The sequence below is a fragment of the Pseudotenacibaculum haliotis genome (assembly GCF_042684245.1).
Classification (GTDB): Bacteria; Bacteroidota; Bacteroidia; order Flavobacteriales; family Flavobacteriaceae; genus Polaribacter; species Polaribacter haliotis_A.
In genome coordinates this window covers 25,849-39,305 of record NZ_JBHULH010000003.1, presented here as the reverse complement: position 1 = coordinate 39,305, position 13,457 = coordinate 25,849, and the positions used below count along the sequence as shown (strand labels likewise).

The 13,457-nt window shown below is 35.8% G+C and carries 14 protein-coding genes; 6 read left to right on the top strand and 8 right to left on the bottom strand.

The annotated features are described in order from the left end of the window. The first annotated feature begins 2 nt into the window (after positions 1 to 2). Complete coding sequence (locus ACFSRZ_RS05705; RefSeq protein WP_379665568.1) at positions 3 to 920, top strand: peptidoglycan DD-metalloendopeptidase family protein; 918 nt, start codon at positions 3 to 5, stop codon at positions 918 to 920. Positions 921 to 968: 48 nt separating this feature from the next. On the opposite strand, the gene tyrS is transcribed toward ACFSRZ_RS05705, so the two are convergent. Continuing rightward, positions 969 to 2,261 (bottom strand): tyrosine--tRNA ligase, encoded by a 1,293-nt coding sequence (gene tyrS, locus ACFSRZ_RS05700; RefSeq protein WP_379665567.1) that lies wholly within the window; start codon positions 2,259 to 2,261, stop codon positions 969 to 971. A 60-nt stretch (positions 2,262 to 2,321) separates the two neighbouring features. Here tyrS and ACFSRZ_RS05695 point away from each other — a divergent pair, with 60 nt between their 5' ends. Then, entirely contained in the window at positions 2,322 to 3,323 is a 1,002-nt protein-coding gene (locus ACFSRZ_RS05695) for an NAD-dependent epimerase/dehydratase family protein (RefSeq protein ID WP_379665566.1), read from the top strand. Here ACFSRZ_RS05695 and ACFSRZ_RS05690 read toward each other — a convergent pair. From ACFSRZ_RS05690 to ACFSRZ_RS05680, 3 genes are read right to left on the bottom strand one after another with little or no spacing between them, the layout of a single operon-like run. Further along, entirely contained in the window at positions 3,320 to 3,751 is a 432-nt protein-coding gene (locus ACFSRZ_RS05690; protein ID WP_379665565.1) for a DUF4296 domain-containing protein, read from the bottom strand. The genes ACFSRZ_RS05695 and ACFSRZ_RS05690 overlap by 4 nt on opposite strands. A 2-nt stretch (positions 3,752 to 3,753) precedes the next feature. Next, positions 3,754 to 5,088: a dihydroorotase gene (locus tag ACFSRZ_RS05685; RefSeq protein ID WP_379665564.1), complete on the bottom strand. Its 1,335-nt coding sequence runs from the start codon at positions 5,086 to 5,088 to the stop codon at positions 3,754 to 3,756. Then, positions 5,085 to 5,801 (bottom strand): polyprenol monophosphomannose synthase, encoded by a 717-nt coding sequence (locus ACFSRZ_RS05680; protein ID WP_379665563.1) that lies wholly within the window; start codon positions 5,799 to 5,801, stop codon positions 5,085 to 5,087. The genes ACFSRZ_RS05685 and ACFSRZ_RS05680 overlap by 4 nt, the downstream gene beginning before the upstream one ends. A 79-nt stretch (positions 5,802 to 5,880) precedes the next feature. Between ACFSRZ_RS05680 and ACFSRZ_RS05675 the strand changes: the two genes are divergently transcribed. Continuing rightward, positions 5,881 to 6,522: a DUF4271 domain-containing protein gene (locus ACFSRZ_RS05675; RefSeq protein WP_379665562.1), complete on the top strand. Its 642-nt coding sequence runs from the start codon at positions 5,881 to 5,883 to the stop codon at positions 6,520 to 6,522. 18 nt (positions 6,523 to 6,540) lie between these two features. Continuing rightward, on the top strand, positions 6,541 to 7,287 hold the full coding sequence (locus tag ACFSRZ_RS05670; RefSeq protein WP_379665561.1) for a uroporphyrinogen-III synthase: 747 nt from the start codon (positions 6,541 to 6,543) through the stop codon (positions 7,285 to 7,287). Between the two features lie 49 nt (positions 7,288 to 7,336). On the opposite strand, the gene radA is transcribed toward ACFSRZ_RS05670, so the two are convergent. Genes radA through panC form a run of 4 tightly spaced genes read right to left on the bottom strand, consistent with a single transcriptional unit; the run spans position 7,337 to position 10,937 of the window. Then, the gene (gene radA, locus ACFSRZ_RS05665; RefSeq protein WP_379665560.1) at positions 7,337 to 8,695 is read right to left on the bottom strand and encodes a DNA repair protein RadA; all 1,359 of its coding nucleotides are present in this window, start codon (positions 8,693 to 8,695) and stop codon (positions 7,337 to 7,339) included. 32 nt (positions 8,696 to 8,727) lie between these two features. Further along, entirely contained in the window at positions 8,728 to 9,678 is a 951-nt protein-coding gene (locus tag ACFSRZ_RS05660) for a lysylphosphatidylglycerol synthase transmembrane domain-containing protein (RefSeq protein WP_379665559.1), read from the bottom strand. Between the two features lie 2 nt (positions 9,679 to 9,680). Continuing rightward, positions 9,681 to 10,031 (bottom strand): aspartate 1-decarboxylase, encoded by a 351-nt coding sequence (gene panD / locus ACFSRZ_RS05655; protein WP_379665558.1) that lies wholly within the window; start codon positions 10,029 to 10,031, stop codon positions 9,681 to 9,683. 57 nt (positions 10,032 to 10,088) lie between these two features. Further along, complete coding sequence (gene panC / locus ACFSRZ_RS05650; RefSeq protein ID WP_379665557.1) at positions 10,089 to 10,937, bottom strand: pantoate--beta-alanine ligase; 849 nt, start codon at positions 10,935 to 10,937, stop codon at positions 10,089 to 10,091. Between the two features lie 94 nt (positions 10,938 to 11,031). Between panC and ACFSRZ_RS05645 the strand changes: the two genes are divergently transcribed. Then, positions 11,032 to 11,841, top strand: a complete 810-nt coding sequence (locus ACFSRZ_RS05645; protein WP_379665556.1) for a glycogen/starch synthase — start codon at positions 11,032 to 11,034, stop codon at positions 11,839 to 11,841. Between the two features lie 9 nt (positions 11,842 to 11,850). After that, a complete protein-coding gene (locus ACFSRZ_RS05640) occupies positions 11,851 to 13,437 on the top strand; it encodes a DUF4270 family protein (RefSeq protein WP_379665555.1) in 1,587 nt (528 codons plus the stop codon). Positions 13,438 to 13,457 lie beyond the last annotated feature (20 nt).

Sequence of the window (13,457 nt, the reverse complement as noted above, 5' to 3'; positions counted from 1 at the left end):
TTATGAAACAATTAGTTGTTAGTATTTGTTTGATATTAAGTTGTGTTGCAGCGAGCGCACAATCCAAAGAACTTATTGAATTAAAAAATGATTCGTTGTTCATTTCTAAAGTTAACGAAATCGTTCAAAAGCAAACAGATTCAATAGTTGCAGACTGCATAAAAGAAAACCCTATGACAGAATATTGGAATACGAGAGTTTTCAATCCTTATAAGGATGTAGTCGTGGAATATCCATTTAAAATCACATTTAAAGACAGTGTATACGCTTCTCCTATTAAAAGAAGAAGGAGAGTAGTTACTTCACGTTACGGATGGAGAAGAGGAAGACCTCACAGAGCAATTGATATAGATTTGATTACCGGAGATAGAGTATATGCTATGCTAGCCGGAAAGGTTCGCTATGTAGGATATGTCACAGGACATGGTAGAATTGTAGTTGTTCGTCATGAAAACGGATTGGAAACCATGTATTCTCATTTATCAAGATATTTAGTAAAGAGAGGAGATGTTGTTAAAAAAGGGCAAGCGATTGGAAAAGGAGGAACCACAGGAAACACTCGAGGAAGTCATTTGCATTTGGTAGTCACTTACAAAGGAGAATACTTGAACCCAGAGTATTTATTTGATTTTGGCGAAGGAAATAAAATTCGAGGAAGAGAACTTTGGGTAACCAGAAAATGGACAACACCCTATCTTCACAATTCAAGAAGACAAAGTAAAATTCAACTTTGTACTACTTATGAAGAAGCACTAAAAAGTAAACAAACACAACGTAAGGTATATGTAGTAAAAAGAGGCGATACGCTCTCAGAGATCTCTACAAAATACAATGTATCTATTGCCAGTTTGTGTAGAACAAACTCCATCAAAAGAAATAGCGTTTTAAAGATTGGTCAAAAACTGATCTTAACCCAATAAAAAAAGCCAGCATTAATGCTGGCTTTTTTTAGTTTATAATGTTGTTAACTACTCAACTTTTAACAAGAAATAGTTTTTCTTTCCTCGCTGAAGTAATACATATTTTCCTGCAATCAAATGATCACTAGTAATTAGATAGTCTTCTTTTACCTTTTCTTTGTTTACAGAGATAGAATTTTCCTTTAAGGCTCTTCTAGCATCTCCGTTAGATTTTAAGAAATTGGTTTTTGCAGATAATGCACCAATCATATCCAATCCGTTTTCAATATCTTCTTTAGAAACCGATGCTTGTGGTACTCCGTCAAAAACATCCAAGAAAGTTTGCTCGTCTAATGATTTCAAATCATCAGCAGTAGATCTTCCGAATAAGATGTTAGACGCTTTAATTGCATTTTCATAGGCTTCTTGACCGTGAGTCATTACTGTTACTTCTTCTCCAATCTTCTTTTGTAGCAAACGCATGTGCGGAGCTTCTTTATGCTCTGCAATTAAATTATCGATGGTTTCTTTATCTAAAAAGGTAAAGATCTTGATATACTTTTCAGAATCTTCATCAGAAGAATTCAACCAGTACTGGTAGAATTTATAAGGAGATGTTCTGTTGGCATCCAGCCATACATTTCCTCCTTCAGTCTTTCCAAATTTTGTTCCGTCTGCTTTGGTTACCAAAGGCACTGTAATAGCATAAGCCTTTCCTTGAAGTTTTCTACGGATCAATTCTGTACCTGTGGTGATATTCCCCCACTGATCAGAACCTCCCATTTGTACCTTACAATCCATCTCTTTGTACAAATGATAGAAATCGTATCCTTGAAACAATTGATAAGTAAACTCTGTAAAGCTCATTCCTTCTTTCGATTCAGATCCCAAACGCTTCTTCACAGAATCTTTTGCCATCATGTAGTTTACCGTGATATGTTTTCCTGTATCACGTACAAATTCGATCAATGAAATATCTTTCATCCAATCAAAGTTGTTTACCAAAACAGCAGGGTTGTCAGAAGAAGGATCGAAATCTAGAAAACGAGCCAATTGTGATTTTACACCATCAACATTCTTTTGCAAAGTAGTTTCATCCAATAAATTTCTCTCTTTCGATTTTCCAGAAGGATCTCCCACCATTCCGGTAGCTCCACCTACCAAAGCAATAGGCTTGTGTCCTGCTCTTTGAAAATGTTTTAAGATGAGAATTTGTACCAGACTACCAATATGTAAAGAATCTGCCGTTGGATCAAAACCAATATATCCAGCAGCTTTATTTTCTAATAAATACTCTTCCGTTTCGGGCATGATCTGATGTAACAATCCACGCCACTTCAGTTCTTCAACAAAATTTGTCATCGTCTTATTTAATAATATGGCAAAGATACATTTCTAGTGTAAAAAAACTAACTTCGTAGTATGATTTTAGTTACCGGAGGAACGGGCTTAGTAGGTTCACATTTATTGTATCATTTAACACAAGAAAATGATGCTGTAAGAGCTGTTTTCAGAACCGAAAAAAGCATAGACCTTGTAAAAAATGTATTCTCTTACTATACCAAAGATGTTGATGCTTCCTTTTCCAAAATCGATTGGGTAAAGGCAGACATTACTGATGTGCCTTCTATGATTCCGGTTTTTGAAGGAATTCATGAAGTATATCACTGTGCAGCATTTATCTCTTTTGACCCTAAGGATTATAGGGAAATGAGAAAAGTAAATATCCACGGAACAGCTATTATGGTCAATTTGGCTATTGATGCCGGAGTGAAAAAACTATGCTATGTAAGTTCTATTGCTGCGATTGGAGATGATGAAAAGAAAGCCATTGCTACCGAAGAGAATGAATGGAACGGTGATGAGAACAACCATGGATATGCCATTACCAAGTATGGAGGAGAAATGGAAGTTTGGAGAGCAAGTCAAGAAGGGGTAGATGTTGTGGTTGTAAATCCGGGAGTAATTTTAGGAAGTGGCTTTTGGAATTCGGGATCCGGAAAGTTATTTACGCAAGTATATGAAGGACTTTCGTTCTATGCAGAAGGAGTTACAGGGTTTGTTGGAGTAGAGGATGTTGTAAAAGCAATGCTAATCCTAATGAAGAGCGATGTAAAAAATGAGCGATTCATTTTAGTCTCGGAGAATAAGAGTTTCAAAGAAGTTTTGTTTGCTATTGCAAATGCTTTTAAAAGACCAAGACCTAGCAAAAAGGTTAAAAAGTGGCAATCTGGATTGTTTTGGAGATGGGAGTGGTTGGTATCTAAATTGAGTGCAAAGAAGCCAAGAATGAGCAAACATTCAGCAAAATCACTACATTCAAAAACAAACTATAGCTCAGAGAAAGTACAGAAGGCAATTTCATTTCAGTTTGAAGAGGTTGAAACAACGATCAAAAAAGTTTGTGATCATTTTCCGGACTAATCTTCTTTTAGTCTTTTCAACGATTTTTCTTTCAACAACTTTTTTCGATTTTTCTTAAGCGAATCTTGTCGTATAGAATCTTGCTCCTTTTTAATTTTAGAATAGATATCTCTTTCTTTTTCTAAAGACTCTACGATCTCTTTTAGCATCGGTTCATACAGGTCGATCTTAGATGTATAGTAAAGGTTACTATGTTTAAAACGAGTGCTGTCTATACCGTATTTCTGGTATACTAAAGGAACATAGCTGATTCTTCTTTGTAAATTTTTATTCTTAATGCTCTTTGCAGAACTGGCAACGTAAAGATCGCGCAAAAGTATCACCATAGAGTCCCTTGGAATAAGGTCTTTGGGCTTCTCATAAATGGTATTACTTGTACAAGACAAGAAAGTAACCAAAGGTAATATGATCAGTACGATCCTTTTCATGACTATCGATCAAAAGTGAGTCGCTTTCCTTTTGTAGTATCGTCAAAAACACCATTGTCATACATCAAAACACCATTTACAAATGTATGCGTAATGGTAGAAGAAAATGTAGTTCCTTCAAACGGAGACCATCCGCATTTGTACAGAACATTGTCTCTGCTAACAGTTTGAGATTGGTCATTGTCTACCAAAACCAAATCAGCATAATAACCTTCTCTGATAAACCCTCTTTTTTCTATTTGAAAGATCTTAGCAGGGTTATGACATGCTTTTTCTACCAGTTTTTCAAGAGGTAACACACCTTCTTTTACTTTTTCTAACAAGGCTAACAAAGCGTGCTGTACTAAAGGACCACCACTTGGAGCTTTGGTATAAGGATTGGATTTTTCCTCTAAAGTATGAGGAGCATGGTCTGTAGCAATGATATCTATTCTATCATCCAAAAGAGCTTTCCATAATCCATCTCGATCCTGAGCCGTTTTTACCGCCGGATTCCACTTGATATGAGTTCCTTTTTCTTTGTAATCGCTATCAGTAAACCATAAGTGATGCACACAAACTTCGGCTGTGATCTGCTTTTCTTCTAAAGGAATATCATTGCGGAATAATGATGTTTCTTTGGCAGTTGATACATGGAAAATGTGCAATCTAGCTCCTGTTTTTTTAGCCAGTTCAATAGCTTTGGACGAAGAGATATAACAAGCTTCTTCACTTCTGATAACAGGATGAAGTTCAATAGGAATATCGTCTCCGTATATCTCTTTGTAATGTGCAGTATTTCTTCTGATGGTTCCTTCATCTTCACAATGCACAGAGATGATAAGCTTTGTAGATGAAAATATATTTTCTAAAACCTCAGGATTGTCTACCAACATATTTCCGGTAGATGAACCTAAGAATAACTTAATCCCAGCAACATTCTTTGGGTTTGTCTTTAAAAGCTCCTCTAAATTGTCATTTGTTCCACCAAACATAAAAGAATAATTGGTATAAGAACTTTTCTCGGCAATGTCAAACTTGTCTTGCAACAATGTTTGTGTTGTTGCTTGAGGAACGGTGTTAGGTTGTTCTATGAAGGTTGTGATTCCTCCGGCTACAGCAGCTCTACTTTCTGTTGCAATATTGGCTTTATGTGTAAGTCCGGGTTCTCTAAAATGAACCTGATCGTCAATCATCCCCGGGATCAAATATTTTCCTTGGGCATCGATATTTTTTACAAGATCATTTTCTATAGAAGAGCTAATTTTTTTTATCAAACCATTCTCAATAAGCACATCACCTTTTGTAGTGGTTCCTTCATTGACAATTGTAGCATTTTTTATCAAGTAAGAATTCATCGTAATCCTTTTAGTCGCATTTTAATGACACCAAAAAGCGCTTCGTATACAATACCACCGCTCATTTTTGATTCACCTTTCGTTCTGTCTGTAAAGACAACTGACACTTCCTGAATTTTAAATTTGTGTTTCCAAGTTTTGAATTTCATTTCGATTTGAAAAGCGTATCCTACAAATCGGATTTTATCCAATTTAATTGTTTCCAAAACATTGCGTTTGTAGCAAACAAATCCGGCAGTTGTATCATGTACAGGGATTCCTGTAATAAAACGAACATACTTAGAGGCGAAATAAGAAAGTAAAACCCTTTTCATGGGCCAGTTGACTACATTTACACCTTGAGAATATCTTGATCCTACAGAAACATCAGCTCCATCTATTTCACAAGCATTGTATAGACGAATCAAATCTTTTGGGTTGTGAGAAAAATCGGCATCCATTTCTATGATGTATTCATAGCCTTTAGCTAAAGCCCATTTGAATCCGTGAATGTATGCTGTTCCTAATCCGTTTTTACCTGTTCTCTCTTCAATATGAAGACTTTCAGGATATTGCTGCATGAGAGACTTTACGATCTCAGCAGTACCATCAGGCGAATTATCATCAACCACCAAAATATGAAAGTCCTTGTCTTGTTGGAAAACAGCATTGATAATTGGCTCGATGTTTTCTTTCTCGTTATAGGTAGGAATAATAACTAAAGCGTCAGACATAAAAAGGTGTAAGTGTAGCAGCAAATATACACTATTTTATTACTAATTTTGTGTTAATCTTACAAGGTAAAAGCAACCCATGCAGGCAACAGAAAGAGTTCTATCATCAGACAATTGGATAACCATCCTATTTGTGTTTTGCCTTTTGTTGATGTTCTTGCTAAAGCTGTTCAATGCCGAAAAAATGAAAGGCTACGCCTTTTCTATTTTTAACAAAGGGTTTGTGGAAATTGAGTCTCAAGAAAAAAAGGCAGGATTCTCTGCTTTTGACACCACTTTTATTGGCTTCTCTTTTATTAGCATGTCTCTTACTATTTATTTTCTGCTAAACCATTATCAAAAGGAAATAGAGTTTGGATTTGTAGAGTTTACTAAGATCTCTTCCTATGTGCTTATCTATATGTTAGGGAGAGCATTTTTAGAATTCTTGTTGATGAGACTCTTTGGAATCAAAGAAATTTTAGGTCAATTCTTTTTGTCAAAACGAAGTTATTTATACTCCATTTCTATTGGATTATTCTTTTTAAATCTACTTTACTTTTATGGTTTTCAGAAAATAACACTGCTTTTAACGGGAATAATTTTATTGTTCGCAATCAGACTTGTGTTAATCCTAATTAATAACAAAAACCTGATAATTAAAGAGTTGTTTTATTTTATTTTGTACCTTTGCAGCTTCGAAATAGCACCATTATTGATTTTGTTTAAATTGATATTTTAGATAAAGTAGAAGAAGATTATGAAAGTGAAAACAATATTGGTTTCTCAACCTGCTCCCAAAACGGAAACTTCTCCGTACTTTGAGCTGTCTGAGAAACAAAAAGTTAAGATCGATTTTCGATCATTTATTCACGTAGAAGGCGTAAGCTCAAAAGAGGTTAGAGCCCAAAAAATTGACTTATCTCAATTTAGCGCAATTGTTTTAACAAGTAGAAATGCTGTAGACCATTTCTTTAGAATCGCAGAAGAAATGCGTTTTAAAGTACCGGATACTATGAAGTATTTCTGTCAGTCTGAAGCTGTCGCATACTATTTGCAAAAATATGTTGTGTACAGAAAGCGTAAGATTTATGTTGGTAACAGAACTTTCCCGGAATTGGCAAAGCTTATCAAGAAGCACAAAGACGAGAAATTCTTATTACCGTCTTCAGATAAACTAAAACCATTAATTCCTTCAGAACTTGAAGCTTTAGGAGTAAACTGGACCAGAGCAATCCTTTACAAAACAGTTGTAAGTGATTTATCTGATCTAGAGAATGTGTTCTATGATATTTTGGTATTCTTCAGCCCGTCAGGAATTGATTCATTATTCAAAAACTTCCCGGATTTCAAACAAAACAATACACGCATTGCAGTGTTTGGAAACTCAACGGTTAGAGCTGCTACAGAAGCTGGTTTAAAGTGTAACATAACTGCACCAACACCGGAAACACCTTCTATGACAATGGCTTTAGAGAAGTACATCAAAGAAGCAAACAAGAAATAAAGAAATTTCTATATAATTTAAAAAAGGTCGAGCAACGCTCGACCTTTTTTTATGCAAATAATGTAGCAAAGACCTCTTCGATCTTCCCTACAAGAATGAGTTTAATATCTTTTTCTTCAACAGAAATCTTGTTGTACTTAGAAGCAACAAAGGTTTTGTACCCCAGTTTTCTGGCTTCAGTAATTCGTTGGTCTATTTTAGAAACAGGACGTATCTCTCCGGCCAAACCAATTTCAGCAGCAAAGCAAACATTAGGAGAAATAGCGATGTCTTTATTGGATGAGAGAATTGAAGCAACCACAGCAAGGTCTATTGCTGGGTCATCTACAGAGATTCCTCCGGTAACATTCAAAAAGACGTCTTTAGCCCCTAGTTTAAACCCGGCTCTTTTTTCAAGAACTGCCAATACCATGTGTAGACGTTTTAAATTGTATCCGGTAGTTGTTCTTTGAGGTGTTCCATAAACCGCAGTACTTACCAAGGCTTGAATTTCTATCATCAAAGGACGAATGCCTTCTAAAGTACACGCAATAGCTGTTCCGCTTAGATCGGCATCTTTCTTTGAGATCAATATTTCAGATGGGTTAGAAACTTCTCTCAACCCTTGTGAAAGCATTTCGTATATACCTAATTCAGCAGTAGAGCCAAAACGATTTTTCTGAGAACGCAAAATACGATAGGTATGATTCCTGTCTCCTTCAAACTGCAAAACAACATCTACCATATGCTCAAGAATTTTTGGGCCGGCAATCTGCCCTTCTTTATTAATATGACCAATTAATAGTACCGGAGTAGAAGTTTCTTTTGCAAACTTGATGAGTTCCGCTGCTGTTTCTCTGATCTGAGAAATACTTCCGGGAGAAGCATCAATAGAGTTGGTGTATAAGGTTTGAATAGAGTCGATCACCAAAATGTCGGGGTCGACCTCTTCAATATTTCTAAAGATCTGTTGTGTGTTTGTTTCCGTTAAAATGAGGCAGTCAGAAGAGTTTTTTTGCAAACGCTCAGCCCTCATTTTAATTTGAGATTGACTTTCTTCTCCAGAAACATACAAAACCTTTTGAGGGATGGATAAAGCGATTTGTAAGAGTAGGGTAGATTTTCCGATTCCCGGTTCTCCACCTAATAGGGTTACAGAACCTTTTACGAGTCCGCCACCTAAAACCGTATCCAATTCATTGTTCTTTGTTGGAATCCGTTCTTCGGGATTCAGTTCGATCTGATCAACCTTTAAAGGTTTTGAAACAGATTTAGCTGTTGTAGACTGCTTCCATTCTCTAACAACTTCTTTTTGAATCACTTCTTCAACAATAGTATTCCACTCATTACAGGTATTGCATTGTCCCATCCACTTTGCATGTTGGGCACCACAATTCTGACAAAAGAAAGTTGTTTTGGTCTTTGCCATTAAAAAAGGTTTATTACACAAAGAAAAGAAATTTACTTCTCTTTATTGTAGATAGGCAGAAGTAAAAAAGAAAGCCCTCCAAACACAATGATCATGGCTGTTTGGGCAGTCCACATAATCCATCCAAAAGCTTCACTTGGCTTTTCCGGAACACCAAAAAGTACAAAGGCTCCGGCTACAGCAACAGGATACAATCCAATACCTCCGTTGGTAGCGGCAATACTAAAACCTCCTGCTATGAAACCTACTAAAATAGCTCCGTAAGGAACATCTAAGCCTTCAACAGCCGGAATGGTAGCCCAAAACATAAGAATGTACATTACCCAAATAAAAACCGTATGAAAAATAAAAGGCCATTTCTTTTTCATTTTAAAGATGCTCATCACACCTTCAATAAGACCAGTTACAAAAGTCTTTATTTTGAGTCCAAACCCTGATTTAGATTTTTTGATGTAAAGTGTAAAAAAGACAAACCCTACAATAAGAGCAGCTAACAAGATTCCAATCTTTACCGGGTCGAAGTTTTTGGTGAGCAGTTCCCAAATAAAATCGAACTGAAGGAATAAAGTTACAGCAACAATTAATAACATCATCACTAGGTCTGCAACCCTTTCTGCAACAATAGTTCCGAATCCTTTTTCAAAAGGAATGTCTTCATAATTTGTCATTACTGCAGCTCTTGAAGCTTCTCCGGCTCTTGGAATTGTGTAGTTTACTAGATAAGCAACCAATACGGCCATAGTACTATTGGCAAACTTAGGCTTATAACCCAAAGGTTCTAGCATGAATTTCCAGCGATAGGCCCTTGATAAATGACTTAAAGCTCCAAAAAACAAACCTAAAGTAATCCAGGCATAGTTGGCATTTTTAAAATAACTCAACAACTCATCAATTGAGATTTTTGATAAGGAATACCAAACCAAAGCAATTCCCAACGCAAGGGGAAGAATGATCTTTAAAAGTTTTTTGAATTTAGGGCTCAAGATTATGTAAGGGTATTGGTAGCTTCGTTAGGAAAAACGAGCGACGGTTTAAAGGTTTTTGCTTTTTCTATGTCCATTAAGGCATAGGTAATTAGTATCAGCACATCACCCACAGCAACACGTCTTGCAGCAGCTCCATTTAAGGTAATTTCACCGCTTCCTCTCGGACCAGGAATCACATAAGTTTCCAGTCTTTCTCCATTGTCGTTGTTGACTATTTGTACACGTTCTCCTTCAATAATATTGGCAGCATCCATTAAATCTTCATCTATGGTAATGCTTCCGATATAATTTAAATCAGCACCTGTTACTTTAACACGGTGGATTTTAGATTTCACTACTTGTACTAACATGCTGCAAAAGTACTACTTTTTTAATTTTTAAAAGGGAATATTGAGTTCAAAAAGATGTTAATTGTTTAGCGAGAGATTGTCTATCAATCGAATAGAATCTGCGTATACAGCAATGAAGGCACGATGGCTTTTTCCGGGAGAAATATTCTTCACTTCTTTTAACGTAGCTTCATCAGCTACAACAAAGTATTCCAATTCAAACAATGGATGTTTCTCAAACTCAGAAGTAACCCAGTTTTGAATGTCTGAAAGAGAGTGACTTGCAATCTTTTTGTTGACAGATTTTAGCGTTTCGTAGATCATTGAACCCTCGTTTCTTTGTGCAACTGTTAAACGCTCATTTCTAGAGCTCATAGCCAAACCATTTGCTTCTCTAAAGATAGGGCAGCCAACAACCTGTACATCTAATTGGGCTTTTTCAACCATTTTTTTGATGATCTGTAATTGTTGAAAATCCTTTTCTCCAAAATAGGCATTTGTAGGAGTGACTATTTCAAAAAAAGCTTTTACAATTGTCCCTACACCATCAAAATGACCATCTCTAAACTTTCCTTCCATTTCATTTTCCAATCCATCAAAATCAAATGCTTGTGAAGAAACATCTTGATCGTAGATCTCTTCTACAGAAGGAAGGAAAACAGCATCGCAATTAATCTGTTCAAGTAGGCTTAGGTCTTGGGTGATGGTTCTTGGATACTTTTCCAGATCTTCTTTTTTGTCGAACTGGGTAGGATTCACAAAAATGCTCACTATAGTAAAGTCATTTTCCTTTTTAGACATGTCAACCAAAGAAAGATGACCTTTGTGCAAAGCTCCCATGGTTGGGACAAATCCTATTTTGTTTTTTTGAGAAAGAAGAGCAGAGATATGTCTTTTCAACTCTTTCTTGGTTTTAAAAACCCTCATTGTTTATTGCTGTAAATGTCTGCAAACTTAGCATTTTAACATTGAATTTGCATAATAATTTGTAGTTTTGCAAACTTATAAAGGCTTAGATTTAATGAAAGATAAGAGAATATTGTATGTTTCATCGGAAGTAGTACCATACTTACCAGAAACGGAAATAGCATCTACCGCATTTAATGTAGCAAAGAAAGCACACGGAAAAGGAGTTCAAACCAGAATCTTTATGCCACGCTTTGGAGTTATTAACGAGAGAAGGCATCAATTGCATGAAGTAATTCGTTTGTCGGGAATGAATCTGATAATCAATGATATGGATATGCCGTTGATTATTAAAGTAGCATCCATTCCAAAAGAAAGAATGCAGGTATACTTTATTGACAACGACGAATACTTTAAAAGGAAAGCTATTTTTACCGATGAAGACGATCAGTTATTCCCGGATAATGACGAAAGAGCTATCTTTTTTGCAAAAGGAGTTGTAGAAACTGTTAAAAAACTCAACTGGGCACCAGATATTATTCATGTTCATGGATGGATGGCATCGTTATTGCCGCTTTACTTGAAAGAATATTACAGTGAAGAGCCACTTTTTGCAGAAAGTAAAATTGTAACTTCAGTTTATAATAAAGATTTTGAAGGAACGTTAAATGAAGAGCTTGTTGAGAAAGTAAAGTTCGACAAAATTTCAGATTCAAAAATCAACATACTAGAAACACCCAACTACACCAACATCATTAAGAGCGCTGTGACAAATTCCGATGCTGTAGTTCTAGGAAGCGAAATTATTCCTAAAGAACTGTCAGACACGATTAATGAAAACGGACTTCCGGTCCTTTCATATCAGAGCGAAGACTCTTTTGATCCTTATTTAAATTTTTACGGAGAAGTTATTTCTCAAGAATAAAAAGTAGTTATGTTAAAAAAATATTTAAGACCCTTCATTACCCTAGTGGTATTGGCTTTTTTCTTCAACGTTGTTATTTCATGTGAAGATGATTTTACAGATATTGGAACCTCTATTGTAACCAACAATCAGTTTACAACCCACGATACCCTCATAGAAATTGAGATAACACCTAAAAATATTGAAAGTGTTCGTGCAGACGGACTGGCAATTGGAGGAGTATTAGGACAGTATCTATTAGGTGTATATAAGAATGACAATTACGAGAAAATAGAAGCATCTATTATTTCTCAATTGGAAATCCCATCAGATCTTACTTTGGTAGACAAAGAATATGGGGCAGATACAACTGTAATTACAACAATTGATACTGCGTTTTTAGTACTTCCGTACCAAGCTTCTGCTATAGGTGTTACAGGCGGAGTTACAGAATACAGGTTAGACTCTGTAATTGGAAACACTGTAGTACCTTTTAAGTTAAATGTATTTAGACTTACTTCATTCTTAAACACATTAGACCCACAGGATCCAACACAACAAAAGAATTATCAGTCTGATGAGGCATATGAATTAGATGCGACAAATCTTAATGTTTTTGCTGATGGTCTTTTTGTTCCTAATCCTGCCGATACAACAAAACAAGTTGTTCGTAGGTTAAGTAATGGGATTGCTTATGAAACAGAAGATTTTAAATTGAATAACTCAGTTCCTTTTGTAGGAATTCCTTTAAAGAAGGCTTTGATGAAGCAATTCTTCTTTGATAGATATCAAACAGAAGACTTTTCTTCTCAAGATGCGTTCAATGATTATTTCAGAGGAATAAAGATTCAGGCAGAAGGAGCAGACGGGTCAATGATTTCTTTCAATTTTGGTAATACAAACCTAAGACCATCTATTCAAATATTTTACACCAATACAGTGTTAAAATCTGGGACAGAGGTTATTGATACAATTACCAAAACAGACTCTTTCTTATTAGGAGGTGTTAGAAACAATACCTACACAATGACCCCAGGAAACACTCCGCAAATAGGAGATTTTGCAATTCAAGGAACAGCAGGGTCGATGGCGCAGATAAAAGTACTAGGAGATGATAATGACAATAACGGAATTGCAGATCAGTTAGAAGAACTTAGAACTAAGAATTGGTTGGTCAATGATGCAACCCTTACTTTACATGTAAACCAAAATATTGTTAGGTTTGATACTATTGCAACGCCATTTAGATTATTTCTCTTTAAAGATGGTGTAAAAAACAATGAACCTAACAGAAGTCAGATTTTAGATTATGTAACAGAAGGAGAAGATGCTGTAGGAGGAAACCTAAGCTTAGATGGTGACAAAAGACCTGATAAATATACCTTCAAAATCACAGATTATATCTCTGAATTGGTCTCTGGTGAAATAGATTACTTACCTTTGTTAGGATTGAAAGTGATAAACCCCTCAGATCTGCCAGTAAATCCGCTAGATACGATTGTAGATACTTATAATTGGAACCCAAAGGCGGTAATGCTTCACGACCACCGAACGTTGAATGGAGCAAGAAAAGCAACACTGAAGATATCATATTCTAAAAAAACAGAACAGGACTAACTAGGTAACTAACCAAAATT

Bases quoted from the DNA above. Each gene is read 5' to 3' on its own strand.
- ACFSRZ_RS05705 (WP_379665568.1), top strand. From the start codon at position 3: ATGAAACAATTAGTTGTTAGTATTTGTTTGATATTAAGTTGTGTTGCA.
- tyrS (WP_379665567.1), bottom strand. From the start codon at position 2,261: ATGACAAATTTTGTTGAAGAACTGAAGTGGCGTGGATTGTTACATCAG.
- ACFSRZ_RS05695 (WP_379665566.1), top strand. From the start codon at position 2,322: ATGATTTTAGTTACCGGAGGAACGGGCTTAGTAGGTTCACATTTATTG.
- ACFSRZ_RS05690 (WP_379665565.1), bottom strand. From the start codon at position 3,751: ATGAAAAGGATCGTACTGATCATATTACCTTTGGTTACTTTCTTGTCT.
- ACFSRZ_RS05685 (WP_379665564.1), bottom strand. From the start codon at position 5,088: ATGAATTCTTACTTGATAAAAAATGCTACAATTGTCAATGAAGGAACC.
- ACFSRZ_RS05680 (WP_379665563.1), bottom strand. From the start codon at position 5,801: ATGTCTGACGCTTTAGTTATTATTCCTACCTATAACGAGAAAGAAAAC.
- ACFSRZ_RS05675 (WP_379665562.1), top strand. From the start codon at position 5,881: ATGCAGGCAACAGAAAGAGTTCTATCATCAGACAATTGGATAACCATC.
- ACFSRZ_RS05670 (WP_379665561.1), top strand. From the start codon at position 6,541: ATGAAAGTGAAAACAATATTGGTTTCTCAACCTGCTCCCAAAACGGAA.
- radA (WP_379665560.1), bottom strand. From the start codon at position 8,695: ATGGCAAAGACCAAAACAACTTTCTTTTGTCAGAATTGTGGTGCCCAA.
- panD (WP_379665558.1), bottom strand. From the start codon at position 10,031: ATGTTAGTACAAGTAGTGAAATCTAAAATCCACCGTGTTAAAGTAACA.
- panC (WP_379665557.1), bottom strand. From the start codon at position 10,937: ATGAGGGTTTTTAAAACCAAGAAAGAGTTGAAAAGACATATCTCTGCT.
- ACFSRZ_RS05645 (WP_379665556.1), top strand. From the start codon at position 11,032: ATGAAAGATAAGAGAATATTGTATGTTTCATCGGAAGTAGTACCATAC.
- ACFSRZ_RS05640 (WP_379665555.1), top strand. From the start codon at position 11,851: ATGTTAAAAAAATATTTAAGACCCTTCATTACCCTAGTGGTATTGGCT.